General features: G+C 71.9%; 24 protein-coding genes and 1 tRNA gene. 13 read left to right on the forward strand and 12 right to left on the reverse strand.

Annotation, left to right across the window (positions count from 1 at the left end; genetic code table 11):
• Positions 1-25 precede the first annotated feature (25 nt).
• Positions 26-1846 (reverse strand): NHL domain-containing thioredoxin family protein, encoded by a 1821-nt coding sequence (locus BX266_RS18850; RefSeq protein WP_099901368.1) that lies wholly within the window; start codon positions 1844-1846, stop codon positions 26-28.
• 110 nt (positions 1847-1956) lie between these two features.
• Between BX266_RS18850 and BX266_RS40040 the strand changes: the two genes are divergently transcribed.
• The 4 genes from BX266_RS40040 (at position 1957) to BX266_RS18865 (ending at position 4007) form a co-directional block, all read left to right on the forward strand.
• Positions 1957-2160: a hypothetical protein gene (locus BX266_RS40040; RefSeq protein ID WP_259464751.1), complete on the forward strand. Its 204-nt coding sequence runs from the start codon at positions 1957-1959 to the stop codon at positions 2158-2160.
• The gene (locus tag BX266_RS18855) at positions 2157-2945 is read left to right on the forward strand and encodes an aminoglycoside 3'-phosphotransferase (RefSeq protein WP_259464752.1); all 789 of its coding nucleotides are present in this window, start codon (positions 2157-2159) and stop codon (positions 2943-2945) included. Before BX266_RS40040 ends, BX266_RS18855 begins: the two co-directional genes overlap by 4 nt.
• 66 nt (positions 2946-3011) lie before the next feature.
• Complete coding sequence (locus BX266_RS18860) at positions 3012-3503, forward strand: LURP-one-related/scramblase family protein (RefSeq protein WP_099901372.1); 492 nt, start codon at positions 3012-3014, stop codon at positions 3501-3503.
• Between the two features lie 81 nt (positions 3504-3584).
• On the forward strand, positions 3585-4007 hold the full coding sequence (locus BX266_RS18865) for a DUF350 domain-containing protein (protein WP_099901374.1): 423 nt from the start codon (positions 3585-3587) through the stop codon (positions 4005-4007).
• Positions 4008-4023: 16 nt separating this feature from the next.
• Here the strand turns inward: BX266_RS18865 and BX266_RS18870 are convergent, their stop codons facing one another.
• The gene (locus tag BX266_RS18870; protein WP_099901376.1) at positions 4024-4617 is read right to left on the reverse strand and encodes a GNAT family N-acetyltransferase; all 594 of its coding nucleotides are present in this window, start codon (positions 4615-4617) and stop codon (positions 4024-4026) included.
• A gap of 120 nt (positions 4618-4737) precedes the next feature.
• Positions 4738-6021 carry an adenylosuccinate synthase gene (locus tag BX266_RS18875; protein ID WP_099901378.1) on the reverse strand — a complete coding sequence of 428 codons (1284 nt, stop codon included), beginning with the start codon at positions 6019-6021 and terminating at the stop codon, positions 4738-4740.
• A gap of 126 nt (positions 6022-6147) precedes the next feature.
• Between BX266_RS18875 and BX266_RS18880 the strand changes: the two genes are divergently transcribed.
• The 3 genes from BX266_RS18880 (at position 6148) to purM (ending at position 9882) form a co-directional block, all read left to right on the forward strand.
• Positions 6148-6957 (forward strand): diacylglycerol kinase, encoded by an 810-nt coding sequence (locus BX266_RS18880; protein ID WP_259464753.1) that lies wholly within the window; start codon positions 6148-6150, stop codon positions 6955-6957.
• Positions 6958-7132: 175 nt separating this feature from the next.
• On the forward strand, positions 7133-8713 hold the full coding sequence (gene purF / locus BX266_RS18885; RefSeq protein WP_099901380.1) for an amidophosphoribosyltransferase: 1581 nt from the start codon (positions 7133-7135) through the stop codon (positions 8711-8713).
• 92 nt (positions 8714-8805) lie between these two features.
• Positions 8806-9882, forward strand: coding sequence for a phosphoribosylformylglycinamidine cyclo-ligase (gene purM / locus BX266_RS18890; protein WP_099901381.1), 1077 nt, complete (start codon positions 8806-8808; stop codon positions 9880-9882).
• A gap of 127 nt (positions 9883-10009) precedes the next feature.
• Here the strand turns inward: purM and BX266_RS18895 are convergent, their stop codons facing one another.
• Both BX266_RS18895 and BX266_RS18900 read right to left on the reverse strand, forming a co-directional pair.
• Entirely contained in the window at positions 10010-10249 is a 240-nt protein-coding gene (locus BX266_RS18895; protein WP_099901383.1) for a DUF3073 domain-containing protein, read from the reverse strand.
• A gap of 372 nt (positions 10250-10621) precedes the next feature.
• A complete protein-coding gene (locus BX266_RS18900; protein ID WP_099901385.1) occupies positions 10622-11764 on the reverse strand; it encodes a Glu/Leu/Phe/Val dehydrogenase dimerization domain-containing protein in 1143 nt (380 codons plus the stop codon).
• A gap of 162 nt (positions 11765-11926) precedes the next feature.
• Here BX266_RS18900 and BX266_RS18905 point away from each other — a divergent pair, with 162 nt between their 5' ends.
• Complete coding sequence (locus tag BX266_RS18905) at positions 11927-12829, forward strand: hypothetical protein (RefSeq protein WP_099901387.1); 903 nt, start codon at positions 11927-11929, stop codon at positions 12827-12829.
• Between the two features lie 476 nt (positions 12830-13305).
• Complete coding sequence (gene bldC, locus BX266_RS18910) at positions 13306-13512, forward strand: developmental transcriptional regulator BldC (protein WP_030459248.1); 207 nt, start codon at positions 13306-13308, stop codon at positions 13510-13512.
• 344 nt (positions 13513-13856) lie between these two features.
• Here bldC and BX266_RS18915 read toward each other — a convergent pair.
• Positions 13857-13930, reverse strand: a tRNA-Asp gene (locus BX266_RS18915).
• 117 nt (positions 13931-14047) lie between these two features.
• A complete protein-coding gene (gene hrpA / locus BX266_RS18920) occupies positions 14048-18025 on the reverse strand; it encodes an ATP-dependent RNA helicase HrpA (RefSeq protein ID WP_099901388.1) in 3978 nt (1325 codons plus the stop codon).
• A gap of 197 nt (positions 18026-18222) precedes the next feature.
• On the opposite strand from hrpA, the gene BX266_RS18925 reads away from it, so the two are divergent.
• The 3 genes from BX266_RS18925 (at position 18223) to BX266_RS18935 (ending at position 20343) form a co-directional block, all read left to right on the forward strand.
• The gene (locus tag BX266_RS18925; protein ID WP_099901390.1) at positions 18223-18567 is read left to right on the forward strand and encodes a WXG100 family type VII secretion target; all 345 of its coding nucleotides are present in this window, start codon (positions 18223-18225) and stop codon (positions 18565-18567) included.
• Between the two features lie 37 nt (positions 18568-18604).
• Positions 18605-19681 carry a hypothetical protein gene (locus tag BX266_RS18930; RefSeq protein ID WP_099901392.1) on the forward strand — a complete coding sequence of 359 codons (1077 nt, stop codon included), beginning with the start codon at positions 18605-18607 and terminating at the stop codon, positions 19679-19681.
• 218 nt (positions 19682-19899) lie between these two features.
• Positions 19900-20343 carry a PGPGW domain-containing protein gene (locus tag BX266_RS18935; RefSeq protein ID WP_099901393.1) on the forward strand — a complete coding sequence of 148 codons (444 nt, stop codon included), beginning with the start codon at positions 19900-19902 and terminating at the stop codon, positions 20341-20343.
• A 35-nt stretch (positions 20344-20378) separates the two neighbouring features.
• Here BX266_RS18935 and BX266_RS18940 read toward each other — a convergent pair whose 3' ends face one another.
• From BX266_RS18940 to BX266_RS18955, 4 genes are read right to left on the reverse strand one after another with little or no spacing between them, the layout of a single operon-like run.
• Positions 20379-21059 carry a DUF2236 domain-containing protein gene (locus BX266_RS18940; RefSeq protein WP_099901395.1) on the reverse strand — a complete coding sequence of 227 codons (681 nt, stop codon included), beginning with the start codon at positions 21057-21059 and terminating at the stop codon, positions 20379-20381.
• The gene (locus tag BX266_RS18945) at positions 21056-22288 is read right to left on the reverse strand and encodes an MAB_1171c family putative transporter (RefSeq protein WP_099901396.1); all 1233 of its coding nucleotides are present in this window, start codon (positions 22286-22288) and stop codon (positions 21056-21058) included. Before BX266_RS18945 ends, BX266_RS18940 begins: the two co-directional genes overlap by 4 nt.
• On the reverse strand, positions 22281-22799 hold the full coding sequence (locus BX266_RS18950) for a hypothetical protein (protein WP_143686961.1): 519 nt from the start codon (positions 22797-22799) through the stop codon (positions 22281-22283). Before BX266_RS18950 ends, BX266_RS18945 begins: the two co-directional genes overlap by 8 nt.
• A gap of 53 nt (positions 22800-22852) precedes the next feature.
• Positions 22853-23290 (reverse strand): helix-turn-helix transcriptional regulator, encoded by a 438-nt coding sequence (locus tag BX266_RS18955; RefSeq protein ID WP_180290532.1) that lies wholly within the window; start codon positions 23288-23290, stop codon positions 22853-22855.
• 397 nt (positions 23291-23687) lie between these two features.
• On the opposite strand from BX266_RS18955, the gene BX266_RS18960 reads away from it, so the two are divergent.
• A complete protein-coding gene (locus BX266_RS18960; protein ID WP_099901402.1) occupies positions 23688-24719 on the forward strand; it encodes a glycosyltransferase in 1032 nt (343 codons plus the stop codon).
• 49 nt (positions 24720-24768) lie between these two features.
• Here BX266_RS18960 and BX266_RS18965 read toward each other — a convergent pair whose 3' ends face one another.
• Positions 24769-26694 carry an N-acetylmuramoyl-L-alanine amidase gene (locus BX266_RS18965; protein ID WP_143686962.1) on the reverse strand — a complete coding sequence of 642 codons (1926 nt, stop codon included), beginning with the start codon at positions 26692-26694 and terminating at the stop codon, positions 24769-24771.
• Positions 26695-26816 lie beyond the last annotated feature (122 nt).

The following is a 26816-nucleotide window of genomic DNA, read 5'->3' on the forward strand; positions in this document are numbered from 1 at the left end:
GCCGCTACGCAGGCGGCCGCACGCCTCAGTCCAGTCCGGCCAGGACCAGCGGCAGCCGCGTCGCCCCGCCCGCCACCAGCTTCACCGGCACCCCCCAGTCCTGCTGGTGCACGTGGCAGGCCGGGTACTCGATCTCCGGGTCGTCGTCGCAGGACGCCGCCATCGCGGAGACGTGCAGCACGCCCTCCGTCACCTCCGCGGACAGCACCAGCTCGCGAGCGAGCGCGGTGTCCGCGCCGGCGCCGGAGACCAGCAGCTCGGGCGGGGTGGAGCTGACCAGCAGCCGGGTGGACGGGCCGTAGCGCTCGTCCAGCTTCTGGCCGGTCGGGGCGGAGAACACCACGTCCAGCTGCAGGGCGCCGGGCGCGACCTCGGTGGCGGCCCGCCGGGTGCGGTGCGCCACCGCCTCGACCCGGACCGCCTCCTCGGGCAACCGCAGCCTGGTCAGCCGGTGCCGGGCGGACTCCACCACCACGATGTCCCCGTCCACCACCACCGCCCCGGACGGCTCCCGCAGGTCGGTGGCGAGCGTGGTCACCTCGCCGCTCGCGGGGTCGTAGCGGCGCAGCGCGTGGTTGTAGGTGTCGCTGACGGCCACCGAGCCGTCCGGCAGCACCGTGACGCCCAGCGGGTGCTGCAGCAGGGCCTGCTCGGCGGCGCCGTCCCGGTGCCCGAAGTCGAACAGGCCGGTGCCGACGGCGGTGTGCACCTCGTGGGTTCCACGTGAAACCCAACGCACCGCGGAGGTCTCCGAGTCCGCCACCCACAGCCGCTCGCCGTCCGCGGACACCGCCAGGCCGGACGGCTGCGCGAACCAGGCCTCCCCGGCCGGGCCGTCGACCAGGCCCTCGTTGGTGGTGCCGGCCGCGACCCGCACCGTGCCCCCCACCGGATCGAACGACCACAGCTGGTGCACGCCCGCCATCGCGATCCACACCCTGCCGTCGAAGAACGCGACGTCCCACGGCGAGGACAGGTCGACCTCACGGGACGCCCCGGCCGTCGGCGACCCCTGCCACCACTGCTTCCCGGTGCCCGCCAGCGTGGTCACCGAACCGTCGGCCAGCCGTACCCCGCGCAGCGCGTGGTTGACGGTGTCCGCCACCACCACGTCGTACCCGAGGCCCAGGCCCGCCGGCACCAGCGCCAGGCCCTGCGGCTCGCTGAACCGCGGCTGCGCGCCGTCCACCAGACCGCGCACCCCGTCGCCGATCCGCCGCACCACGCTCTCGCCGTCCTCGGCGAGCTCCACCAGCGAGTGGTGCCCCGAGTCCGCGACCAGGAAGTGCCCGTCCGGCAGCCGGACCGCCTTCCCCGGGAACCGCAGGTCCCCCGCCACCGGCTCCGGCGCCACGTACGGCCCGTCCCCGCGGCGCAGCGTCCCCTTCGCCTCGTGCTCCGCCTCCAGCTCCTCCACCAGCTTCGCGATCGCGTGCGCGTGCCCCTCGCCCGCGTGCTGCGCGACCACGTACCCCTCCGGGTCGATCACCACCAGCGTCGGCCAGGCCCGCACCGCGTACTGCTTCCACGTCACCAACTCGGGATCGTCCAGCACGGGGTGGTGCACCTCGTACCGCGCCACCGCGTCGACCACGGCCTGATGGTCCGCCTCATGGACGAACTTCGGCGAATGCACCCCGACGATCACCACGGTGTCGCGGTGCTTCTCCTCCAACTCCCGGAGCTCGTCGAGGACATGAAGACAATTGATGCAGCAGAAGGTCCAGAAGTCCGCGATCACGATCTTGCCGCGGAAATCCACCAGGGACAGGTCCTTGCCCCCGGTGTTGAGCCATCCACCAGCGCCGACCAGCTCGGGGGCGCGGACACGTGCACGAGAAGCCATGTCCCCATCCAACCCCATCGGGCCGTGCCGGCATTCCGGGCGGGACGACGACAGGCGGAGGGGCCGGTGGCGGTGGAGGCGCGGGCGGCGTCGGCGAAGGCGTGACCGGTGTGGCTCAGGGAGAGCTGCCGCCGAGCGCCCGCACCTCGCTGATGAGGTCGATCGCCCGGGGAATGGAGAGCGGTTCGGGACGGGTCAGCCTGCTGAACGGCCGTCATGCCCTGCTCGGCCAGGACCGGGCGGCACTCGTCCGCACCGGGGGGCCGAAAACCCGGGTGCCCGCCCCGCAGACGGGCGCGACAATGGGCCGGTGATCGCATACGTACCCGAGGGCGAGGTCGGAATTCCGGACGCCGTGGTCGAGTTGGCGGCGGGCGAGCCGATCGTCGCGGTCTGGCGCAACGAGCTGCACGGGCTGACGTTCCGCCTCGGGGACGGCCCGGGCCGCAGGTTCGCCAAGTGGGCGCCGGCCGGCAGCGGCGCGGATCTCCGCAACGAGGCCGAACGGATGCGTTGGGCGCGGCGGTTCACCACCGTTCCGGAGGTGCTCGGGCTGGGCGGCGACGACTCCGGCCGCTGGCTGCTGACGGCGGGCCTGCCGGGCCGCTCCGCCGTCGACGCCGAGCTGAAGCGGGACCCGGCGACGGCCGTCCGCGCGATCGGCGAAGGGCTGCGGGCGTTCCACGAGGCGCTGCCGGTCGCCGAGTGCCCGTACGACTGGTCGGCGCAGCGCCGGATCGCCAAGGCGGTGGAACTGCGCCGCGACCCCGCCGACTGGCACCCGGACCTGCACCACTACGGCACGGTGGACCGGGCGCTCGCGGTGCTCGCCGACCCGCCGCCGGCCGACGGAACGGTCGTCTGCCACGGCGACGCCTGCGCCCCGAACACCCTGGTCGGCGACGACGGCCGTCCGACCGGCCACGTGGACCTGGGCGCCCTCGGGGTGGCCGACCGGTGGGCGGACCTCGCGGTGGCCTCGTGGAGCACGGTGTGGAACTACGGTCCGGGCTGGGAGCGTCCCCTGCTGGAGGCGTACGGGGTCGAACCGGACGAGGAACGCCTGGCGTACTACCGCCTGTTGTGGGACCTGACGTAGCGCCGGGTGGCACCATGTCGGATGCCGCCCGACGGCGGGCCGGCGAATAGACGAGGAGTCGGGGTCATGGGTCGGAAGTTCCAGGTCAAGGAGCGCCTGTTCGCGGTCGGCGACGACTACTGGGTCGAGGACGAGCACGGCGACAAGGCGTTCCTGGTGGACGGCAAGGTGCTGCGCGTGCGCGACACCTTCGAGCTGCAGGACACCGAGGGCAACACGGTCGCCACCATCCGGGAGAAGGTGCTGACCGTCCGCGACGCCATGAAGATCGAGAACGGGGACGGGGACGTGGTCGCCACCGTCCGCAAGAAGCTGTTCACCCCGTTCCACGACAAGTACCACGTGGAGCTGGAGGCCGGCGGCGAGTACGAGATCCACGGCGACCTGATCGACAAGGAGTACGCCGTCAAGTCCGACGGCCACCGGATCGCCGAGGTCTCCCGCAAGTGGTTCGCGATCCGCGACACCTACGGCGTGGAGATCGAGGACGGCGTCGACGTCCCGCTGATGATCGCCATCGCGGTGTGCCTGGACCGCCTGGTCGAGCACAACGACTGAGGCACGGCCCGCTGTCGCCCTCCCCCGGTGCGCTATGTTGTGCCGATTCCCGACACAGGGCACACCGGAGGGGGCGGGCGGATGAGCGACATCCTTCACCAGCTGGGCTACGCGGCGGCGTACGGGGCGGTCGGCCTGGCCCTGCTGCTGCTCGGCGTCCTGCTGGTCGACCTGCTGACGCCCGGTCAGCTGCGCCGGCAGATCTGGATCGAGCGCAACCGCAACGCCGCCGTGGTGCTGAGCTCCGCGCTGCTGTCGGTCGGCGCGATCGTGTTCACTGCCGTCATCTCCACCTACCAGGAGTTCGGCAAGGGCCTGGCGGCGGCCGCCGTGTTCGGCCTGTTCGGGCTGCTGCTGATGGCCGTGTCGTTCTGGGTGCTGGACCTGGTCACCCCGGGCCGGCTGGGCGAGCTGCTGGTCGACAGCGAGCCGCACCCGGCGGTCTGGGTGACCGCCTCCACCAACTTGGCCGTCGCCGCGATCGTCTCCGCCGCGATCTACTGACCGGCCCGCGGGGGCGTCAGCCGGCCGCGAGCCGCTCGGTGAGCCGGGCCTTCGCGGCGGGCCACTCCGCGGCCAGCATCGAGAAGTACACGCTGTCCCGCCAGCTGCCGTCCGGGCGCTGCTTCGAGCGCCGGAAGGTGCCCTCGTACACCGCCCCGAGCCGCCGGATCGCGTTCTGCGAGCGCTCGTTGAGGTGGTCGGTCTTCCAGCAGACCCGGCCCATGCCGAGGTCCTCGAAGGCGTGCGTGAGCAGCAGCAGCTTCGCCTCGGTGTTCACCGCCGTCCGCCACACCGAGCGCGCGTACCAGGTGCCGCCGATCTCCAGCAGCTCGTCCTCCGCGCTGGCGTCGAAGTAGCAGCTCACCCCGACCGCCCGGCCGCTGTCGAGTGCCACCACCGCGAACGGCGTGCACGCGTGGTCCGCCAGCCGGGCGTCGATCACCTGCGCCATGTCCTCGGCCGTCCGCGGCACGGGCACCGGGATCCAGCGCCAGACCTCCTCGTCCCCGCCGGCGGCCTCGAACAGGTCGGGTACGTGGGCGCGGGTCAGCGGCTCCAGCCGGATGTGGCGGCCGGTCAGGAATGCGGGTGCGGGGAGCTTCGCGGTCATGCCACCACCGTAGGCGCGCTTTGCACTAGAGGCAAGCCATATCTGCACTAGTGCAATGGAAAAAGATCATGCAAAGGGCCCGGCACCCCCACCGCGGGGGGTACCGGGCCCGAAGCCGTCCTACAGGAAGGAGTTGATCTGGATCGTCTCGGTCCGGCCGGGGCCGACGCCGATCGCCGAGATTGGGGCGCCCGACATCTCCTCCAGCGCCTTCACGTACGCCTGCGCGTTCTTCGGCAGGTCCGCGAAGGTCTGCGCCTTCGAGATGTCCTCGCTCCAGCCGGGCAGGTTCTCGTAGATCGGCTTCGCGTGGTGGAAGTCCGACTGGTTGTACGGGAGCTCCTCGACGCGCTTGCCGTCGATCTCGTACGCCACGCAGACCGGGATCTGCTCCCAGCCGGTCAGCACGTCCAGCTTGGTGAGGAAGAAGTCGGTCAGGCCGTTGACCCGGGTCGCGTAGCGGGCGATCACCGCGTCGAACCAGCCGCAGCGCCGGTCGCGGCCGGTGGTGACACCGCGCTCGCCGCCGATCCGCCGCAGCGCCTCGCCGTCCGCGTCCAGCAGCTCGGTCGGGAACGGGCCCGAGCCGACGCGGGTGGTGTAGGCCTTCAGGATGCCGATCACCCGGTCGATCTTGGTCGGACCGATGCCCGAGCCGGTGCACGCGCCGCCCGAGGTCGGGTTCGACGAGGTGACGAACGGGTACGTGCCGTGGTCCACGTCCAGCAGGGTGCCCTGGCCGCCCTCCAGCAGCACGACCTTGTTCGCCTTCAGCGCCTCGTCCAGAACGAGGGTGGTGTCGGCCAGGTACGGCTTGATCTTGTCGGCGTAGCCCAGGTACTCCTCGAGCACCAGCTCGGCCGGGATCGCGCGCCGGTTGTAGAGCTTCACCAGGAGCTGGTTCTTGTCGTGCAGCGCCGCCTCGATCTTCTGGCGCAGGATCGACTCGTCGAACAGGTCCTGGACCCGGATGCCGACCCGGTTGATCTTGTCGGCGTAGGCCGGGCCGATGCCGCGGCCGGTGGTGCCGATCCGGCGCTTGCCGAGGAAGCGCTCGGTGACCTTGTCCAGCGTCCGGTGGTACGGGGTGATCAGGTGCGCGTTGCCCGAGATCAGCAGCTTGGAGGTGTCGATCCCGCGCTCGTTCAGACCCTTGAGCTCGGAGAGCAGCACGCCCGGGTCGATCACCACGCCGTTGCCGATCACCGGGACGACGTTCGGGCTGAGGATGCCGGAAGGCAGCAGGTGCAGGGCATACTTCTGGTCGCCGATGACCACCGTGTGACCGGCGTTGTTGCCGCCCTGGTAGCGGACGACGTAGTCGACGGAGCCGCCGAGGAGGTCGGTCGCCTTCCCCTTGCCCTCGTCTCCCCACTGGGCACCAACGAGCACGAGTGCCGGCACAGGCGTACACCCCTTCCGGTTGGGGCATCCTGCGAAGACCGCAGTCTGGCCCGAGATGGACGAAGCCCCTGGCGCAATGGCGCAAGGGGCTCTTGCACCGAGAGATTACCTGAGGAAGGACCGGTCGTGTCGTCGCTGTCCACGCCCGTATCCCGCCCGCCGGACGCCGAGAGCCCCGGGCCGCTGCTGGTACTGCTCGACCCGGCCGCCAAGGAGGCGGACGGAGAATCGGTGCGGATCGCCAAGGACGTGCTGTGCGGCGGCGCTGACGTCAAGGTCGCGCTGCCGGAGAGCCCTTCCGAACTCGACCGGGTGCTGGCGCACCGCGGCAAGCGCCGCGCCGTGGTGATCGGATCGGACCAGGCGCTCCAGCGAGTGCTCCAAGCCCTGCACCGGCAACGGGAACTGGACACCGACCCGGTCGGACTGGTCCCGGTCGGCGGCCCGGTCGCCACCGCCACCGCCCGCCTGCTCGGGGTGCCCGCCGAGCCGGTCGCCGCGGCCCGCGCGGTGCTGGCCGGCGGGGCCCGGCGGCTGGACCTGCTGCTCGACGACGGCGGCGGCGTGGTGCTCGCCGAGGTCCGTTTCACCGGCCCGCGGCAGGGCCGAACGGGTGGCTGGCGTTCGCTATGGGCGAAATTGGCTGCGGCCGAGCAGGCGAGCCCTCCGGCAGCCGAGGAACTGCGGATCGAGGCCGACGGCCGCCTGCTGGCCGACGTCCACCAGCGGGTGCGCCACCTGCGGGTCGCCATGGTCGACGGCGCCATGGAACTCGCCCTCGACCTGGACGGCCGCCCGCAGCGCCACCGGGCCGGCCGGCTCACGGTGGCCGGCCGCGGCTTCGGCTACGAGGCCGACGGCTGCCCGGTCGGCCCGGTCCGGAACCGCACCTGGACGGTCCGGCCGGACTCCTGGCGGCTGCTGCTCCCGGCCTGATCACCCAGGGTGAGCAGGCTCACGTTCCGTCCGCCCGTCCACTGTGCGAAGGCCCGATGACAAGGGCGTGAAGCCGGTCGCCGACTGTGCGAAAAGCTGGTAAGGGGCTAGGTCTACGCGCGTACCCCGAGGCTGCCATCAGGCCGTTCGCTCCACCTGCCCTAGACTCGAAGACGTGCCACGTGGTGACGGACGACTCAACCACGATCTTCTTCCCGGCGAGAAAGGCCCCCAGGACGCTTGCGGCGTCTTCGGTGTCTGGGCTCCCGGCGAGGAGGTCGCGAAGCTCACGTACTTCGGCCTCTATGCCCTGCAGCACCGCGGACAGGAATCCGCGGGCATCGCAGTGAGCAACGGCTCCCAGATTCTCGTCTTCAAGGACATGGGACTCGTCTCCCAGGTCTTCGACGAGACCTCCCTGGGGTCGTTGCACGGGCATATCGCCGTCGGACATGCCCGCTACTCGACCACCGGGTCCTCGGTCTGGGAGAACGCCCAGCCGACCTTCCGCGCGACCGTTCACGGTTCGCTGGCCCTCGGCCACAACGGAAACCTGGTCAACACCGCCGAACTCGCGGCGATGGTCGCCGGACTGCCGGGCGAGGAGCACGTCTCCCGCTCCGGCCGGACCGCGGCCACCAACGACACCGACCTGCTGACCGCCCTGCTGGCCGGCCACCCGGACCTCACCATCGAGGAGACGGCCCGGAAGGTCCTGCCGGACGTCAAGGGCGCGTTCTCGCTGGTCTTCATGGACGAGCACACGCTCTACGCGGCCCGCGACCCGCAGGGCATCCGCCCGCTGGTGCTCGGCCGGATCGAGCGCGGCTGGGTGGTGGCCTCCGAGACCTCCGCCCTCGACATCGTCGGCGCCAGCTTCATCCGCGAGGTGGAGCCCGGCGAGCTGATCGCCATCGACGAGAACGGCATGCGCACCTCGCGCTTCGCCGAGGCCAAGCCCAAGGGCTGCGTCTTCGAATACGTGTACCTGGCCCGCCCGGACACCACCATCGCCGGACGCAACGTCCACCTGTCCCGGGTGGAGATGGGCCGCAAGCTGGCCGCCGAGGCCCCGGCCGAGGCCGACCTGGTGATAGCGACGCCCGAGTCCGGCACCCCCGCCGCGATCGGCTACGCGGAGGCCAGCGGCATCCCGTTCGGCTCCGGCCTGGTGAAGAACGCCTACGTCGGCCGCACCTTCATCCAGCCCAACCAGACCATCCGCCAGCTGGGCATCCGGCTCAAGCTGAACCCGCTGAAGGAAGTCATCCGCGGCAAGCGCCTGGTGGTGGTGGACGACTCGATCGTCCGCGGCAACACCCAGCGCGCCCTGGTGCGGATGCTGCGCGAGGCGGGCGCCGCCGAGGTGCACATCCGGATCTCCTCGCCGCCGGTGAAGTGGCCGTGCTTCTTCGGCATCGACTTCGCCACCCGCGCCGAGCTGATCGCCAACGGCCTCTCGGTCGAGGAGATCGGCCGCTCGCTGGGCGCCGACTCGCTGGCCTACATCTCGATCGACGGAATGATCGAGGCCACCAAGCAGCCCAAGGACAGGCTCTGCCGGGCCTGCTTCGACGGCGAGTACCCGATGGAGCTGCCCGACCCGGCGCTGCTCGGCAAGCTGCTGCTGGAGGCGGAGATCGCCGGCGGCCAGGCCAAGCAGCCCGTCCGCGGCGGCAAGCAGACCAGCGACCTCGACGGCGTGCAGTCGCTGCTGGGTGGCGCGGGCGCGGCGGACGCGCTGCGACGCCCGTAACCGTGCGAGCCGCCCCCGGCCGCGGGGCCGGGGGCACCCTCCCGGCCCCGGCCGGGGGTGACAGCACCACCACTTCGAAAGGGCCACATCACGTGACCAGCAACGAGACCGGGGCGACCTACGCCGCCGCGGGTGTCGACATCGAGGCCGGCGACCGCGCCGTCGAGCTGATGAAGCAGTGGGTGAAGAAGAGCAACCGGCCCGAGGTGGTCGGCGGGCTCGGCGGCTTCGCCGGACTGTTCGACGCCTCCGCCTTCAAGCGCTACGAGCGCCCGCTGCTGGCCACCGCCACCGACGGCGTGGGCACCAAGGTCGCCATCGCCCAGGCGATGGACAAGCACGACACCATCGGCCACGACCTGGTCGCCATGGTCGTCGACGACCTGGTGGTGTGCGGCGCCGAGCCGCTGTTCATGACCGACTACATCTGCGTCGGCAAGGTCGTCCCGGAGCGGGTCGCCGCCATCGTCAAGGGCATCGCCGAGGGCTGCACGCTGGCCGGCTGCGCGCTGGTCGGCGGCGAGACCGCCGAGCACCCGGGCCTGCTCGGCCCGGACGACTACGACGTGGCGGGCGCCGGCACCGGCGTGGTCGAGGCCGACGCGCTGCTCGGCCCGGACCGGGTCCGGGCGGGCGACGTGGTGATCGCGATGGCCGCCTCCGGCCTGCACTCCAACGGCTACTCGCTGGTCCGGCACGTGCTGCTGAACCAGGCCGGCTGGAGCCTGGACCGCCGGGTGGAGGAGTTCGGCCGCACCCTCGGCGAGGAGCTGCTGGAACCGACGAGGATCTACTCGCTGGACTGCCTGGCGCTGGCCCGCGCCACCGAGGTCCACGCCTTCTCGCACGTCACCGGCGGCGGCCTGGCCGCCAACCTGGCCCGGGTCATCCCGGACCACCTGCACGCCCGCCTGGACCGCGGCACCTGGTCGCCGCTGCCGGTGTTCCGGACCGTGGCCAAGGTCGGCGCGATGCAGACCCTGGAGATCGAGAAGACCCTGAACATGGGCGTCGGCATGGTCGCCGTGGTCCCGCCGGAGTCGGTCGACACCGTCCTCGCCGTCCTGGAGGACCGCGACGTGGAGGCCTGGCTGCTGGGCGACGTGGTCGACCGCACCGCCGAGCACGAGGGCGGCGCGGCGCTGTACAACGCCTACGAGGCGTTCTGATCCGAGGCAGCGAGAGGGGCCCCGCCGCACCTGCGGCGGGGCCCTTCGCACGACCGGCGCGGCGCGGGACGCCGAAAACCGGCCCGGCGCTCACGGGGAGCGCTCGGACCGGTCCGGTCGAAGAACGTTACGCGCGGCGACGAGCCGGAGGGGTGTCCTCGTCCTCGTCATCGTCGTCGTTGTACATGTCCGCGTACGCCGCGTAGGGATCGTCCTCGTCGTCGTCCTCGATCGGCTCAGGCTCGATCGCGGTGGACGGAGATACGCCCAGCTCGTTTGACAGACGGTTTGCGTCGAACCCGCCGCTGTTGTACTTCAGCTCGCGGGCGACCTTCGTCTGCTTGGCCTTGGCCCGGCCGCGCCCCATGGGTCGACCCCCTCAACGGTGGGGCTCACGGCCCCGAGTCTGACACGTGTTGATGATCAGGTCCGGCCTGCCCGAAGTGGGAAACCGTCCCTTGGAGCATTAACGGTACCTGTTTCCGCCGCCGGACGGTACGTCGCCGGTGTCACGTGGCGCGCACCCGAGCCCCCCCGAACCAGGTCCGCCCAGGTCAGAGGGGAATTCCGGGGCTTTCGCAGGCTGTCCGGCGTGTGGCCGGTCCCGTCGTTCCTGCAGAGATTATCCCCCGAAGGAGGCGCGCTATCGCCCGATCGGGGGACGGACTGAGAATCCGGTTCCACATCGTGATGCGCGGGGCCGACCGGTCGTCGACCCCGCGCAGTCGGTCGGTCGCGGTCAGCTCCGGCGGGGCGCCGGGAGCAGCACCGAGCGCAGCGCGCTGATCTCCCGCATCCGCTTCTCGGCCAGGCGGTCGGCGGCCACCGCGGGCGGGATCCCGTCGACGGCGGCCCGGGTGAAGATCTCCAGCGTGGTGTCGAAGATCTTCGTGGCCTTGTTCTTGGCGCGGTCGAAGTTGAAGCCCTCGATCTCGTCCGCGACCTGGATCACGCCGCCGGAGTTCACCAGGTAGTCGGGCGCGTACAGGATGCCGCGGTCGGCGAGGTCCTTCTCCACGCCCGGGTGGGCGAGCTGGTTGTTGGCCGCGCCGCAGACGATCGAGGTGCCGGCCGCGCCGAGCGCCGCCACCGTCTCGTCGGTGAGCGCGCCGCCGAGCGCGCACGGGGCGTAGACGTCCAGCGCGGCGGTCAGCAGAGCGGCGGTGTCGGCCACCACCTCGACCTCCGGGTGGGCGGCCCGGACGCGGTTCACGGCGGCCTCGGAGACGTCCGTGACGACCACGGTGGCGCCGTCCGCGACCAGGTGGCCGACCAGGTAGTGGCCGACCTTGCCGACGCCCGCCACGCCCACGCGGCGACCGCGCAGGGTGGGCTGGCCCCAGCGGGCCTTCGCGGAGGCGCGCATGCCCTGGAAGACGCCGAACGCGGTGAGGATGGAGGAGTCGCCGGCGCCGCCGTGCTCGGGCGAGCGGCCGGTGACGAACTCGGTCTCGCGGGCCACCACGTCCATGTCCTGGACGTAGGTGCCCACGTCGCAGGCGGTGATGTAGCGGCCGCGCAGGGACTGCACGAAGCGCCCGTAGGCGCGCAGCATCGCCTCGTTCTTGTCCCGGTTCGGGTCGCCGATGATGACGGCCTTGCCGCCGCCGAGGTCGAGCCCGGCGAGGGCGTTCTTGTAGCTCATCCCGCGGGAGAGGTTCAGCGCGTCCTGCAGCGCCTCCTCCTCGGTCCCGTACGGGAAGAAACGGGTGCCGCCGAGGGCCGGGCCGAGGGCGGTGGAGTGGATGGCGATGATCGCCTTGAGGCCGGAGGAACGGTCGTGGCAGAGCACGATCTGCTCGTGCCCCTCGCCGTCCTGGCCGGTGCCGAAGATCCGGCTCAGCACGCCTGGTGCGGGGTGCGTGGTGTGTACGTCGGTCACGGTGGTGACTCCAGTAAAGGATGGCCCGCGGCTGTGGTGCGGGCGTCTGGTGGAAGCGTAGCCCCGGGGCCGCCTTCGAATCTGCCCCCGGACGGCCCCCGGGGCACAACGACCGAAGCCGTCCGCACGACACCCTGACGGCTCCCGCAGGCGCGTGCGACCATGCGGAGCGTGACCGCTCCGCGCACGACCGTGCTCCCGCCCTACACCGCGCAGCTGCGGGTCTACGAGCCGCTGGCCGCCTACCCCGAACCCGACCGGTCCGCCTGGCAGGCGTACGCCGCCGCGCACGGCCCCGACGCGCAGGGGCCGGGCCGTCCGGTGACCGGGGCGGCGCTGGCCGAGCAGCGCGGCGCGCTGGCCCGCCTGGCGGCCCTGACGCCCCGTCCGCTGCCCGACCGGGAGGACGGACGGGCCTACGTGCGGGTGCAGGACGGGGTGACCTACATCTGCCCCTGGACGACCCGGCTGCGCGCCTGGCTGGCGCTCCAGGAGCTCCCGCGGGCGCTGCCGGCGCACCTGGTGGACACGGTGCTGCCCCCGGCCCTGCGGGCGGCGGCGGAGTCCGACCGGGCGCAGTGGCAGCAGGACCACCCGGACGCCCGGCCGTGGATCATGACCAGCCGCTGGGAGGTGCCGCTGCGCTGGTTCCTGGCGTTCGGCGAGGAGGACCGCTGCCACCTGCCGGCCGACACGCCCGCGGACGGCGAACGGCCGGACCCGGCCGCGCTGTTCTACCTGACGCCGATGGTGCAGGCCCGCCGCCGGGTGGCCCGGGCGTACCGGGTGCTGCGGGAGAAGGCGCCGGACGGGGTGCTGGCGGGCGGCGCGGAGGAGGTGGGGCGCTGGCTGGAGGAGTTCCACCCGCGCTCGCTGGTGGAACTGGACTACGGCGGCCTGGTGCAGCTGCTGGGCCCGAAGGGGCTGGCGGAGGAGCACTCGGTGGGCGAACTGGCGGCCGGGCTGGCGGCCCTGCGGTCGGGGGACACCGAGGAGGCGGTGCGGGTGCACGAGGCGCTGACCGGGCGCTGGCGGCGGGTGCTGGCGCTGCGGCAGTCGTCCTGAACGGGAACGGATCGGGTTGACGGATCGTCAGAAAAAAGCCACTGGTCGAATGTCGGTGCGAGGGGGGAGGATGGTCCATACCATTGCTGCGGTTTCCGGGACCATGGTCCCGGAACGGGTCAATACCCATGGAACGTGACACTACTCACCGTTGACGCGAACTCAGACCTATGTGCCAAAATGGGACAACCAACCCAAGCTCGCCCAGGCGTGCCGCACCGTGACCGGAAGTCACCGTAGAGTGACTGTCCGTTATGGGGTGGTCCGTGGGCTTCCGTCGGTCTTGAACCCGTGAGGGGTCAATTTTGGCGGTTTGGCCGATGGGACTGGACGGATGGTGTAGTTGTAGACACCAGGACAAGCCGTTCGTCCTATAACCGACTCGGCCCGTCCCTGCCATTTCGGGCATCGCGGGCCAAGGTGCAGAATTTGAAGGATAGAACCGCCCTGGTTCGGTTCTCCCGAGGAGGCCGCTCATGACCGCTCGTACCCCTGACGCCGAGCCCCTGCTGACACCGGCAGAGGTCGCCACGATGTTCCGCGTGGACCCGAAGACCGTGACCCGCTGGGCCAAGGCCGGCAAGCTCACGTCGATCCGGACCCTCGGCGGGCACCGCCGTTACCGCGAGGCGGAGGTGCGTGCCCTGCTGGCCGGTATTCCGGCCCAGCGCACCGAGGTCTGATCCCCAGTCATCCCTGGGCCGCCTCCCCGACTCCGCCGGGTCGGGGGTGCGCCCGGTAGGTCCGAAGGGCCGTTCTCCCCGACTCCGCCGGGCCGGGAGGAACGGCCCTTCGGCATGTCCGGGGGCGGAATGCGGGATTCCCGTTGGGGCGACAGGGGGAGGGGGGCATTACCGGGAAAGGCAGTACAATTTTATATATTAAATAAGGGCACTTTGCGGCGATGCCGTGGAAGTCGTGTCTCAAAAGGTGTTCAGTGACGGTGATCACAGCGGCGTTATCTTGTGCCCGGCCCCGGAAACGCGATAGGGCCCGGAACCTTGACGGTTCCGGACCCTCGCACCTGCGATCCCGACGGGACTTGAACCCGCGACCTCCACCTTGACAGGGTGGCGAGCTAACCAACTGCTCCACGGGACCAGTGATCTGATCCTTGCCCGCCTGCTCTCGCCTGCGAACAAGACAGACTGTACTGCATGGCGACCCCCCAGGTCGAACCGGCTCCGGGGCACCTCCGGAGCCGGTTCCGGGCGGGTCTCAGAGGGTCGCCGCGGCAGCCTCCATCGCCTTGAGGATGCGCTTCTCCGATACCGGGCTCGGGGTGCCCAGACCCTGTGCGAAGAAGCTCACCCGCAGTTCCTCGATCATCCAGCGGACCGCCCGGACCTCCGGCGACGGCTCCCGCCCCGCCGGCACCTTCGCCAGCAGCTCCCCGTACGCCTGCTGGACGGCCTGTACCTTCAGCAGGTTCTGCAGGTCGCGCTGCGGGTGGTTGGGCAGCGCCTCCAGGCGGCGGTCCACCGCGATCAGATAGCGCTTCAGATCGCCCAGCCGCGACCAGCCGGTGTCGGCGACGAAGCCCGGGTGCACCAGAGAGGCCAGGTGCAGCCGGATGTCGTTCACCGCGGACAGCAGCACCGGGCTGGAGACCGACTTCAGCCGGGTCGACGCCTTGTGGAAGGCGATCAGCGCCGTCGCGGTCTTCAGGGTGGTGTCCGCCGACAGCTCGTACAGGTCCGCGCGGACCTTGTCGTACAGCCCGGCGAACGCCTCCGCGTCCCACACCACGCCGCCGTTCAACCCCATCAGACGGTCGGTGGCGGCCGCCACGATGTCCTCGAACAGCGCCGGGACGGAGCCATGCGGGTTGTACGACAGCGCCAGCTTGGCCTGGTTGCCCAGCCGGCCCTGGATCGACTTGGCCGGGGAGTTGACCTGGAGCATCAGCAGCCGGCGGGTGCCCGCCCACATCGAACGGGCCTGCGCCTCCGGAGTGTCGAACAGCTTGATGCCGACGCTCGCGCCCTCGTCCACCAACGCCGGGTAGGCGCGCAGCGAGTGGCCGCGGGAACGCTGCTCGAAGGTGCGCTGCAGGACCGGCAGGTCGGCCGGCCAGGCGGTCAGGCCGGTGCGCTCGATGCCGCGGCCGGAGGCGGCGCTGGAGAGCGTCTCCGACAACTTCGGCTGCAGCTTGCGGCGCAGCTCCTCCAGGTCCTTGGACTCGGCGAGCTTCCGCTTGCCGTCCACCACCCGGAAGGTCACCTTCAGGTGCTCCGGGATGCGCTCCTCGTCCCAGGCCTCCGGCGGGATCGGCAGGCCCGACATCCGGTGCAGCACCCGCTCCAGGGTCGGCAGCAGCGGCTCCTGGCGGTCCGTCAGCTCCCGCATCGCGGCCCGGGCGAAGTCCGGGGCCGGGACGAAGTTGCGGCGGATCGCCTTCGGCAGCGCCCGGATCCAGGCCGTCACCAGCTCCTCGCGCAGGCCCGGGATCTGCCAGTCGAAGCCCTCCGACACCACCTGGTTCAGCACCGGCAGCGGGATGTGCACCGTCACGCCGTCCGCGTCGCTGCCCGGCTCGAACTGGTACGTCAGCGGGAAGCGCAGCTTGCCCTGCGGCCAGAAGTCCGGGTAGTCGGCCTCGGTGACCCCGTCCGCGGAGTCGTTGATCAGCATCGACTTCTCGAAGTTGAGCAGGTCGGGCTGGTCGCGGCGGGTCTTCTTCCACCAGGCGTCGAAGTGCCGGGCGGAGACCACGTCCTCCGGCAGCCGGGCGTCGTAGAAGTCGAACAGGGTCTGGTCGTCGACCAGGATGTCCCGGCGGCGGGCCCGGTTCTCCAGCTCCTCGACCTCGTCGAGCAGCTTGCGGTTCTCCGCGAAGAACCGGTGGTGGGTCTCCCAGTCGCCCTCCACCAGCGCGGAGCGGATGAACAGCTCGCGGCACAGCTCGGGCTCGACCCGGCCGTAGTTGACCTTCCGCTGGGCGACGATCGGCAGGCCGTACAGCGTGACCTTCTCGTACGCCAGCACCGCGCCGGCCTTCTTCTCCCAGTGCGGCTCGCTGTAGCTGCGCTTGATCAGGTGGGCGGCCAGCGGCTCCACCCACTCCGGCTCGATCTTCGCGTTGATCCGCGCCCACAGCCGGGAGGTCTCCACCAGCTCGGCCGACATCACCCAGCGCGGCGGCTTCTTGAACAGCCCCGAACCCGGGAACACCGCGAACCTGGCCCCGCGGGCGCCCGCGTACTCGCGCTTCTCCACGTCGAACAGACCCAGGTGGGAGAGCAGGCCGGAGAGCAGTGCCTGGTGGATCCGGTCCGCGTCCGGCTCCGCGTCGTCATGAGGCTCGTCGATCGTGACCCCGAGCTGCTTGGCGATGGTCCGCAGCTGGACGTAGACGTCCTGCCACTCCCGTATCCGCAGGTAGTTGAGGAACTCGGACTTGCACATCCGGCGGAACGCGGACGAGGACAGCTCCTTCTGCTGCTCCCTGACGTAGCGCCACATCGCCAGGTAGGACAGGAAGTCGGAGGTCTCCGAGTGGAAGCGGCGGTGGCGCTCGTCGGCGGCCTGGCGCTTCTCGGCGGGGCGTTCGCGCGGGTCCTGGATGGACAGCGCGGCGGCGATCACCATCACGTCGCGCACGCAGCCCAGGCGGTCGGCCTCCAGCACCATGCGGGCCATCCGCGGGTCGACAGGGAGCTGGGCCAGCTTGCGGCCCAGGTCGGTCAGGCGCTTGCGGTGGTCCTTCTCGTTCGGGTCGAGGGCGCCCAGCTCGTGCAGCAGGCTGACGCCGTCCTTGATGTTGCGGGAGTCCGGCGGGTCGAGGAACGGGAAGGCCGCGATGTCGCCGAGGCCGGCCGCGGTCATCTGCAGGATCACCGAGGCCAGGTTGGTGCGCAGGATCTCGGCGTCGGTGAACTCGGGGCGGGAGAGGAAGTCCTCCTCCGAGTACAGCCGGATGCAGATGCCGTCCGAGGTGCGGCCGCAGCGGCCCTTGCGCTGGTTGGCGCTGGCCTGGCTGATCGCCTCGATCGGCAGCCGCTGCACCTTGGTGCGGTGGCTGTAGCGGGAGATCCGGGCCGTGCCGGGGTCGATCACGTACTTGATGCCGGGGACGGTCAGCGAGGTCTCGGCGACGTTGGTGGCCAGCACCACCCGGCGCTGCGAGGAGCGCTGGAAGACCCGGTGCTGCTCGGCGGAGGAGAGCCGGGCGTAGAGCGGCAGGATCTCGGTGAACCTGAGCTTCAGCTTGGTCAGGGCGTCGGCGGTGTCGCGGATCTCGCGCTCGCCGGAGAGGAACACAAGGATGTCGCCCGGCCCCTCGGCCTGCAGCTCCTCGACGGCGTCGCAGATCCCCTGGATCTGGTCGCGGTCGCGGTCGCGGTCCGACTCGTCCTCGTCGGCGTCCTGGTCGGCGTCCTCGACCAGCGGGCGGTAGCGGACCTCGACCGGGTAGGTGCGGCCGGAGACCTCGATGATCGGGGCGTCGTCGAAGTGCTCGGCGAAGCGCTCCGGGTCGATGGTGGCGGAGGTGATGATCACCTTGAGGTCGGGACGGCGGGGCAGCAGCTGCTTGAGGTAGCCGAGCAGGAAGTCGATGTTCAGGCTGCGCTCGTGCGCCTCGTCGATGATCAGGGTGTCGTACTGGCGCAGGTCCCGGTCGGTCTGGATCTCGGCCAGCAGGATGCCGTCGGTCATCAGCTTGACCAGGGTGTCCTGGCCGGCCTGGTCGGTGAACCGGACCTTCCAGCCCACCGCCGCGCCCAGCGGGGTGTCCAGCTCCTCGGCGACCCGCTCGGCGACCGTGCGGGCGGCGATCCGGCGCGGCTGGGTGTGGCCGATCAGGCCGCGCACGCCGCGGCCCAGCTCCAGGCAGATCTTCGGGATCTGGGTGGTCTTGCCGGAGCCGGTCTCGCCCGCGACGATCACCACCTGGTGGTCGCGGACGGCGGCCAGGATGTCGTCCTTCTTCTGCGCGACCGGCAGTTCCTGCGGATAACGGATCACGGGCACCGCCGCGCGCCGGTCGGCCACCCGCAGCTCGGAGCGGTCGAACTCGGCCGCCAGCTCGGCCAGGACCTTCTGCCGGGCCTCGTCCGAGCGGACCTTGCGGGTGCCCTCCAGGCGGCGGCCGAGGCGCTGCGCGTCGCGCAGCATCAGACCGGGCAGCCGGGCGGCCAGCTCCGCGAGCGTGGGGGCGGGCTGCGGGGCTACGGGAGAACTCACTGCGGGCATCCCTCTAGGTTGCAAAAAGACAGGGCCGGGGCGCACCTCGGTTTTCGAGCACATCCAGTGTCACAGGCCCGGCGGGCGGACCGCGAACAGCCGTTCCGGCGGTCGGCGGCTTTGACGGGCACCCGCCCGTTTCGCCCGCCGCCCGTACTGGCTAGCCTGGAGGGAACTGGCATACGGGGAAAATCAGGGGGAACGTCATGGACCTGTGGGGCGATGTGAAGCACCTCGCCGGGGACGTGGTGAAGGTCGGCGAGGACATCGTGATGGCGCCGGCCGAGATCGCGCACTGGGCGCTGGGCAAGATGTTCGGCGACGCCGACGCCGAGCTCAACAAGATCGCTCAGGAGCTCGCCGAACTCGGCAAGCAGGTCGACGGCCTCGGTCGCGAGGTCAACTCGGTGCTGTCCAGCATGACGTGGCACGGAGCGGCGGCGGACGCGTTCACCGCGCACGCGCAGGGCCGGGTCCGGGAGCTGAACACCGTCGCGGACGAGCTGGGACAGCTCGGCGACGCGGTCAAGCAGCTCGCCAACATCCTGTGACGACGGCAACGGGGCGACGACGAGGGGGAGACCGTCGATGACGGGGAATCAGTTCGGCTTCCAGCCGGGTGAGCTGCTCAAGATCCAGCGCGACTTCGAGCAGGTCAACCAGCGGATGGCCGAGATGACCAAGCAGGTCGGACACATCAAGGCGACGGTCGCCAAGGCCGCCGCCACCGACGTGTTCTCGGGCTCGATCGCCAGCATCCTGGGCGCGGGGGCGGTGCTCGCCGAGGTGGTCAAGGACGTCTCGGCGATCAACAGCCGGGCCGAGGCGCTGATGAAGACCAAGGAGAAGCTGACCCAGGAGCTGGGGCAGGACGCCGCGAAGATCAAGCAGCTGATCGCGGCGTACGAGGCGGCCGAGAAGAAGATCGCCGGCGAGCTCAACAAGCCCAAGGGCGAGGGCAAGCCGGAGCCCAAGTCGCCCGGCACCAGGATCGACGGGGCCGGCAAGGGCGGCCACAAGGGCGGCAGCGGCGGCACCGGCGGCCACACCCCGCAGCCCAGCTCGCCGAACGAGGGCGGCGACACCGGGTCCGGCATGCCGAACGGCGGGCCGGGCGGCAAGCACGACGGCCCGAAGCTCAAGGACCGCTCCACCGGCGACTGGAAGACCCACTACATCACCGGTAACAGCTGGGACGCCTGGTCGGACCACAAGCACAAGAAGAACGGCGAGGGCCTGGGCGTGAAGGCCCACCCCAAGCTGGACGGGGTGTCCCCGGAGCGCAGGGCCATGGTGGAACGCGCGCTGGAGCGCGCCGAGCACAAGCTCGGCTACAGCCAGGGCGCCGTCACCAACGGCTACCGGGTGGACTGCTCGGGCCTGGTGTCCTGCGCCTGGGGTCTGCCCGGGCCGGGCCGCAACACCTGGGGCCTGATGAAGAGCGACGTCTCCGAGCACATCAGCAAGAGCGAGCTGAAGCCCGGCGACGCGATGATCTCCGGCGACCACACCGTGCTGTTCGGCGGCTGGGTGGACGCCTCCCACACCCGCTACATCGGCATCGAGGACAGCGGCGACGCGGGCATGGTCTCCCGGGAGATCCCCTACCCGTACTTCCACGGCGGCTCGGCGTACCAGCCGTACCGCCGCAAGGGCGTCGACTGACGGAACGTCACGGCGCAGGGCCCGGCGGGGTGTCACCCGGCCGGGCCCTGCGGCGTTCCGCGGTCGTGGTTCGGGCGGCCGCCCGCGACGGAGCCGGCGATGCCCGCGGCCACGCCGGGCGGGGCGGCTACGTCCGCGACCCGGCGGGCCACCGCGTCGACGTGCTGACCAGGCCGTGAGCCGAGGGCTCGGGCCCGTCGTCCGGTTAGGGTGGACGGATGAGCGGCGAGCAGCAGCAGCGGGGGTACCAGGCGGATCCGACGGCGGTCCATCCGTTGGCGCGGGTGGTGTTCGGCGTGGTCGGGACCGTGCTGATCGTGGTCGGCGTCGTGCTGCTGGTCCTGCCCGGGCCCGGGATGCTGCTCCTGCTGGCCGGGATGGTGCTGGTCGCCCGCGCGGTGCCGGCCTTCGCGCGCTTCGTCGAGCCGGTGCGGGCCAAGGCGATGCAGGGTGTCGAGGCCAGCGTCGCCTCGCGCTGGCGGATCGCCGGTTCGGTGCTGGCCGGGCTCGGCCTGATCGGCGCGGGCGTGGTCGCCGGGCTGGTGCCCGCGCTGCCGCTGGCGGGCTGGGCCACCGGGACGAGCCTGATCCTGTCCGGGCTGATCCTGCTCGGGCTGCTGGCCTGGAGCCACCGCCGGGTGCACGGCTCGCGCAACGCCTGACGGACAGCCGGAAGCCCGGCCCCGGCGGGCGCGGATCAGCGGGTGAGGCGGAAGGCCACGGCCGCGGCGGCCCGCAGCGGCCAGGGCGGGCGGGGGACGGCGAACGCGGCGCGCAGCGGGGCGTCCAGCAGGGCGGCGGCGAAGGCCGGGGCGAGCCGGGACAGCGGGCCGGGCAGCCGGGCGGCGAACAGACCGGCGACGGACTGCCACAGCGCCCGTCCGGCCGGGCTGGGGGCGAACCTGGCGGACTCGAACTCCCGCATCCAGACGGCGATCTCGGCGATCCCCGGGCCGGGCAGCGGCGGCAGGCCGAGGGCCTCGGACAGCTCGGCCTGGAAGGCGAACGCGGCCGCCCGGGCGGGCGGGTCGCCGGCCGCGAACTCGACCGGGCAGACGGTGAAGCAGGCCAGCACGTAGCGCATCAACTCGGCGTCCACGCCGGGGAGCCGGTGCAGTGCGGCGAGCTCGGCGACGATCTCCCGGCCCCGCTCGCTGTCGACCCCGTGGCCGATCAGCGCGAACATCATCGCCCCGGTGGCCTTCGCCCTGGCCTTCGGTGCGGCCGCCAACCGGCCCGTCCCGGAGAGCACTTCGGCGATCTCCGGGACGGCGAAGGTGCGCACGAAGCCGAGCGTCAGGCCGACCCGGGCCCGTTGCGGGGAGCGGTGCAGCACCAACTCCGCGAAGGCGTCCCGGGGTCGGTCGGGAACGCTCACGAGCCGGTCGCCAACGCCCGCTCCAGCAGCGGGGATTCCAGGTACTCGGCGACCCGCACCAGGTGGGCGCGCTCCTCCGCCGGGTCGGCGTCCAGGCCGGGCAGCGCCTGCTGCTCCTCGCGGGGGCGGGGCACGGTGCCGGCGGCCAGCGCGGTGACGGCGGAGCGCAGCGCGGTGGCGACCACCAGCGCGTCCCGGTCGGCGGGAGTCAGGGCGGCGGTGTCGGCGATCCGCGCGGCGGCCCGGACGGCGGCCGGGTCGATCCACGGACGGAGTGTCAGCTGCCCGTCGCGGATCTCCAGGCCGCGCCGGGTGGTGCGCCACTCCAGGTCGCGCAGGGCGACGCGCTCCCGCCAGGCGGGGGAGGGCGGGCCCTCCAGGGCGAGCCGGCGGTCGGCCCGGTAGACCAGGTCCCAGAGCGGGCGCAGGGCCCGGAAGTCGCGGCGGCGGGCGGTCCAGGCGGCGCCGGCGGGGCCGGCGAAGCCGCAGGTGATTCCGATCGCGCCGAGGGTGGCGAAGGCCGGGCCGAGCGCGGTGCTGAGCCACTCCGCGCCGCCGACCCCGGCGTACGCCAGGGCGATCGCGGCGAGCTTGCAGAGCACGTAGCCGCAGGCGGTGAGCGCACCCAGGGCGATCAGCCGGATGCCGCGGCGCAGCCAGCCGGCCGGCAGCCGGGCGGCGTGGCCGAGGCAGACCCGGCCGATGTCGATCAGCGCGTAGGCGAACAGGCCCTGGTAGAGCGCGAGGAACAGCGCGGTCGCGGTGCGCGGGGCGAAGGTGGTGTCGAAGGTGAGCGGGGTCTCCGGGCGGTAGGGGCCGCCGGCCAGGAACAGCGCGGCCAGCACCGGCACCAGGGCGGCGAACACGGCGGTGCGACGGCGCACCCGCTGCCGCAGCCGGTCGTCCAGCGGCGCCCACACCTGGGCGCCCTCGCGCTCCTCCGGGGGCGTCCAGACCAGGGCGAGCACCACCGCGGCGGCGGAGAAGCCGACGATGCCGAGGTAGACGAACAGGGTGGCGAGGTTGCCGACGCCGGTGAGGTGCCCGATGCCCCGGTACAGCACCGGTGAGGCCAGGACGAAGGCGGTCGAGGGCGAGGCGATCGCCAGCGCGACCACCAGCAGACCGAAGGAGGGGTCGCGCCGCCAGGCCCGCAGCTTCAGCGCGGCGACCGTCCAGGCGGCGCTGCCGATACCCAAGTAGACCAGGTTGTACGGCAGTTCAGACATGCTGTCCCTTGCGGTGCTCCAATGCGGGGGCGAGTTGCGAGGTGGTGCCGGCGCCCGGGGCGAGCACCAGGATGCGCATCAGCTCGGCGCCCAGCACCTCGGCCTCCTCCTCGGCGGCATCGTCGTAGTGCGAGCGGCCGAGCACCAGGCGCAGCATCTCCGGGTCGATGGTGGGCAGTTCGACCCGGGCGGTGTCCTCGTCGAGCAGCGCCGGCTCGGACAGGTGCCCGCACAGCAGGTGGGCCAGCTCGTGGCAGATGATGTGGGCCCGGTGCAGGCCGGAGGTCTCCTGCTCGACGTGGATCACGTCCTCGCCGGACAGGCGCTCGACGAACCCGGAGGGCTCGCCGACCCGCATCCGGCGCGGCGCGATCCGGATCGGCCGGTCCAGGTGCGCGGAGACGGCGCCGCACAGCTCCTCGACAGTGCTCAGCGGTGGCAGGCGCAGCTCGCGCGCGACCGCCCGCATCCGGCGGCGGGTCCGCCCGAGCCCGCTCCCCACACCCCGCACGTCGACCCCTTCCGGTAGCCGCCAGTGTCCCAGCGGCACCTGCTGGCGCTCCGTCACGTCGACGGGCCGGCCTCGTCGGGCGGCCCGTCGGACAGGCCGACCGCCCGCCGCAACTGCTCCACAATAGTGAGTGCGGCGTCCTGCATCTCCGGGGGCAGCCCGGCCGCGCGCATCGCGATCCGCTCCACCCGGGCGTCCCGCAGCGCTTCGATCTTGCGCAGGTCCTGCTCGACGGCGCTGGCGGTCGCCGAGTCGGAGAAGTAGTCGAGCGGGACGCCGAAGAACTTCGCGATCCGGACGGCGTTCTCCAGGCTCGGCTTCTGGGTGCCCTTGCGCAGGTTGCCGATGTACGTGCCGCTCAGCCCGGTGCCTTCGGCGATCTCGGAGTCCCGCCACGGCCGGCCGAGGTCCTTCGGGTAGATCACCGCTATCAGACGCCGGAAGCGGCTGGCGAAGTCCGGTGCTTCGGCGTGTGGGGAGTCCAGGGGCATGTGCCGGATCATAGAGGGTCCTTACCCCCGGGCGTATCCCTCGATCAGCTCGTTCTGCACGATCGTTGGGGAATTGGTGGCCATTTCGTGGCGATGGACAACTCTTCGCTCTGGACCGTCGGTGGAGAATCCACGATAGTTGACACACCGTGGACCGATCGGCAGGATCGGCATCCTGATACTCGGGCGCCGTTGCCCCACGGGGGTGGGCAGCGGCGCTCGTCCGTTCCTCCGCGCCCCGCGCAGTCCCGCGATCCGGAGGACACCGCTCCGCTGTCCCGGCGTCACCTTCCGTTTCCCGGGCGGCCGTTCACTGCCGTTAGGCTGATTCGGACCTCGCCCGGCACCCTCCTGACAGCCGCCCCGGGCACCCTGCCCGAAAGGCGCTGCGCAGCCGATGGCCCCCCGCCTCTCCGTCGTCGTCCCGGTGTACAACGTCGAGCGCTACCTCGTCGAATGCCTGGACTCGATCGCCGCCCAGACCTTCGACGACTTCGAGTGCGTGATGGTCGACGACGGTTCCACCGACACCAGCGCCGAACTGGCCGCGGAGTACGCCGCGCGCGACCCCCGGTTCCGGTTGGTGCAGCAGGCCAACCAGGGCCTCGGCGCCGCCCGCAACACCGGCGTGCGCCACCTCGGCGACGGCACCGAGTACCTCGCGTTCGTCGACAGCGACGACGTGGTGCCGCCGCACGCCTACCGGCTGATGATCGACACCCTGGACGGGACCGGCTCCGACTTCGCGGCGGGCAACGTGCTGCGGCTGCGCACCGCCGGACTGGAGCCCTCGCACGTCCACCTGCGCCCGTTCGCGAAGACCCGGCTGCGCACCCACGTCAGCGAACTGCCCTCGCTGGTCACCGACCGCACCGCCTGGAACAAGGTCTACCGGCGCTCCTTCTACGAGGCCGCCGGCCTCGACTACCCCGAGGGCATGCTGTACGAGGACGCCCCGGTCAGCGTTCCGCACCACTTCCTCGCCGAGCGGGTCGACGTCGTCTCCGAGCCGATCTACCACTGGCGGATCCGCGAGGACGGCGACCGCTCCATCACCCAGCGCCGCACCGACCCGCGCGGCCTGGCCGACCGGATCCGCTCCATCGAACTCGTCCGCGGCTGGCTCCTGGACCGCCCCGAGCCGGTCTTCCGCGAACACCTGCGGGCCTACGACCACAACACACTGGTCGAGGAGATCCCGATGTTCTTCTGGACCGTCCCCGACGGCGACCGGGACTACCGCTACGCCTACCACCGGCACGTCACCCGACTGCTCAGCGCGATCGGCCCCGACCGGGTCGCCGCCCTCCCGCCGTTCCTGCGCCTCAAGTACCGGCTGACCGTCTCCGGCCGGGTCCACGCCCTGGCCAACGTCCAGCGCGCCCACCGCCGGGTCCGCAACACCCGCAAGGCGCTGCGCCGCGGCTGACACCGCCCCCGCCGGGCCGCGGCCCGGCGCGCGGCGTACTTGAACCAGTTCAGCGGCAGGCCGGCGCGGGCGCACCGCCCTGCACGTCCGAGGACTTCAGGTACGCCAGCCGGTGGTTGAAGCGGATCGCGTAGTAGGCGTCGCAGCCCACCACCAGCGTCCGGTCGTTCTCCGCGCTGCCGTCGATGTTGCGCGCGTAGTAGAAGTCCGACCGCACCGGCCCGGCGGACAGCGCCACGTACGACTGCCCGGCCGGGACGGTCGCCGACAGCGGGGCCACCTCCTGCACCGGAACCGCCGGGTACGGCAGGTACGCCGCGGCCTCCGGGCACGCCCGGCCGTACACCGGGATCGACGCCAGACCGGCCCGCGGGGTCAGCACCGTCCGCCCCGGCCGGGTGTCCGGTACCGCCGCCCGGCCCTGCGGGTTGTGGAACCAGGCCTGCTGCCCGTCGTACCAGATCGCCGTCCAGTCGCCCGAGACCCCCGCCACCACGTACCTGGTGCCCGCCACCGCCTTGTCCCGCCAGTCCGAGGCGTCCTGCGTCCCGCCGCCCAGCAGCGGGGCGTCGGCGCTCGGCTGCGTGCGCAGGTAGACGAAGTTCTCCGGCCGGTCCGAAATCCCGTTCACCGGAGGCTGGTTGGTGCTGTCGAAGGCAGGGGCGACGACGACCGTCCCCCCGACCACCGGCGGTCCGGGCTCCGAGTGGACCGGCGCGCCCACCAGGTCCATGAAGTGCGACCAGTCCCAGAACGTGCCCGGGTCCCAGTGCATCCCCGCCACGTTCGCCTGCACCGGCCCCGGCACGTCGTCGTGCCCGATGACGTGCTCCCGGTCCAACGGGACGCCGTACCGGGCCGCCAGGTACCGCACCAGCTCGGCGGACGACCGGTACAACTGCTCCGAGTACCAGGTCGGCCGGTCCGTGGGGAACGCGTACCCCTCGTGCTCGATGCCGACGCTGTGCATGTTGACGCTCTTGTTCCCGGCGTGCCAGGCCACATGACGATTGCTCACCAGCTGCGTCACGTGTCCGTCCGAGGACCGCACCAGGTAGTGCGCGCTGGCCTGCGCGGCCGGGTTCTGGAACGTCGCGATCGCGCCCTCGTAGCCGCCCTCGGTGTCGTGGACGACGAGGTACTGGATCTGCTGCCCGTCCGCCGGGCGGTCCGCCTCGGTGTAGTTCCCGTACGAGGTCGGGTCGTTCGGGTCGGTCAGCGCGTACGCCGCCGGGCGGAAGTCGCAGCCCAGCTCGGGCGGGCACTCGGCGGCGGGGTCGGGGGCGGGATCGGGCGCGACTCCTGGTGTCGGTGCTTCGAGTGTCGGGGCGGCTTCCGCGGGCGGGGAGGCCGGGAGGCGGACGGTGCGGCCCTCCGCGGTGCGGCGGCCGGCACCCGTGCGGAGGGTCGCGAACACCCGGTCGGCGAACGGGCTGGTGGCGGCGGAGGCCGTCGGGTCGGCGAACCGGACCACCGCGCGGTACCAGTCGGCCGGATCGGGCGAGGCGGGCGCACCGGACTGGCGCTGGTACAGCGCCAGCAGGGCCGCGCCGCCGCGCACGGACTGCGCGAGGTCGGTCTTCAGGTCGTCCGCCGGGCGGCCGAGCAGCGCTGCGGCGGCGTCCAGGGTGTGCAGGGCCTGTCGGCGCGCTGCGGGCGGTGCGGGCGGTGTGGTCGATGCCGTCGATGCGGTCGGTGCGTCTGGGGCGGGCGGGTCGAGGTGGGTCAGACCCATCACGTTGTAGTTGCCGGTGGTGCTCGGCTCGCCGCCGTGCGCCTCCCACCTGGTCTGCTGGTACGACACCGCCAGCAGGAGGCCCTCCGGGACGCCGAACTCGGCTGCCGCGTCGGCGAACTGACGCTGCAGCCGGTCGGTGGGCGCCTCCGCCGCGCGGACCGGGCCGGGCAGCAGCGCAGTGGTGGCGAGCAGGGCGAGTCCGGCTGCCGCCACCAGGGGGCGGGAAGTGCCTGTCAACGGAAGATCTCCCCTGCTCAGGGGCCGGACGGCCGGGCGCTGCGAGTGTTCGCGACGCTAACACCCGCAGGCGCCCGCAGCCGGGAGGACCTCGCACCCTTCACTCTGACGAGACGTCATGA

The organism is Streptomyces sp. TLI_171, assembly GCF_003610255.1.
Taxonomy (GTDB): Bacteria; Actinomycetota; Actinomycetes; order Streptomycetales; family Streptomycetaceae; genus Kitasatospora.

Excerpts from the sequence above, each read along its gene's own strand:
- BX266_RS18945 (WP_099901396.1), bottom strand. The coding sequence starts at position 22,288 with ATGTCTGAACTGCCGTACAACCTGGTCTACTTGGGTATCGGCAGCGCC.
- BX266_RS18895 (WP_099901383.1), bottom strand. The coding sequence starts at position 10,249 with ATGGGGCGCGGCCGGGCCAAGGCCAAGCAGACGAAGGTCGCCCGCGAG.
- BX266_RS18860 (WP_099901372.1), top strand. The coding sequence starts at position 3,012 with ATGGGTCGGAAGTTCCAGGTCAAGGAGCGCCTGTTCGCGGTCGGCGAC.
- BX266_RS18870 (WP_099901376.1), bottom strand. The coding sequence starts at position 4,617 with ATGACCGCGAAGCTCCCCGCACCCGCATTCCTGACCGGCCGCCACATC.
- BX266_RS18960 (WP_099901402.1), top strand. The coding sequence starts at position 23,688 with ATGGCCCCCCGCCTCTCCGTCGTCGTCCCGGTGTACAACGTCGAGCGC.
- BX266_RS18905 (WP_099901387.1), top strand. The coding sequence starts at position 11,927 with ATGCGGAGCGTGACCGCTCCGCGCACGACCGTGCTCCCGCCCTACACC.
- BX266_RS18935 (WP_099901393.1), top strand. The coding sequence starts at position 19,900 with ATGAGCGGCGAGCAGCAGCAGCGGGGGTACCAGGCGGATCCGACGGCG.
- BX266_RS18925 (WP_099901390.1), top strand. The coding sequence starts at position 18,223 with ATGGACCTGTGGGGCGATGTGAAGCACCTCGCCGGGGACGTGGTGAAG.
- hrpA (WP_099901388.1), bottom strand. The coding sequence starts at position 18,025 with ATGCCCGCAGTGAGTTCTCCCGTAGCCCCGCAGCCCGCCCCCACGCTC.
- BX266_RS18850 (WP_099901368.1), bottom strand. The coding sequence starts at position 1,846 with ATGGCTTCTCGTGCACGTGTCCGCGCCCCCGAGCTGGTCGGCGCTGGT.
- BX266_RS18865 (WP_099901374.1), top strand. The coding sequence starts at position 3,585 with ATGAGCGACATCCTTCACCAGCTGGGCTACGCGGCGGCGTACGGGGCG.
- bldC (WP_030459248.1), top strand. The coding sequence starts at position 13,306 with ATGACCGCTCGTACCCCTGACGCCGAGCCCCTGCTGACACCGGCAGAG.
- BX266_RS18930 (WP_099901392.1), top strand. The coding sequence starts at position 18,605 with ATGACGGGGAATCAGTTCGGCTTCCAGCCGGGTGAGCTGCTCAAGATC.
- BX266_RS18955 (WP_180290532.1), bottom strand. The coding sequence starts at position 23,290 with ATGCCCCTGGACTCCCCACACGCCGAAGCACCGGACTTCGCCAGCCGC.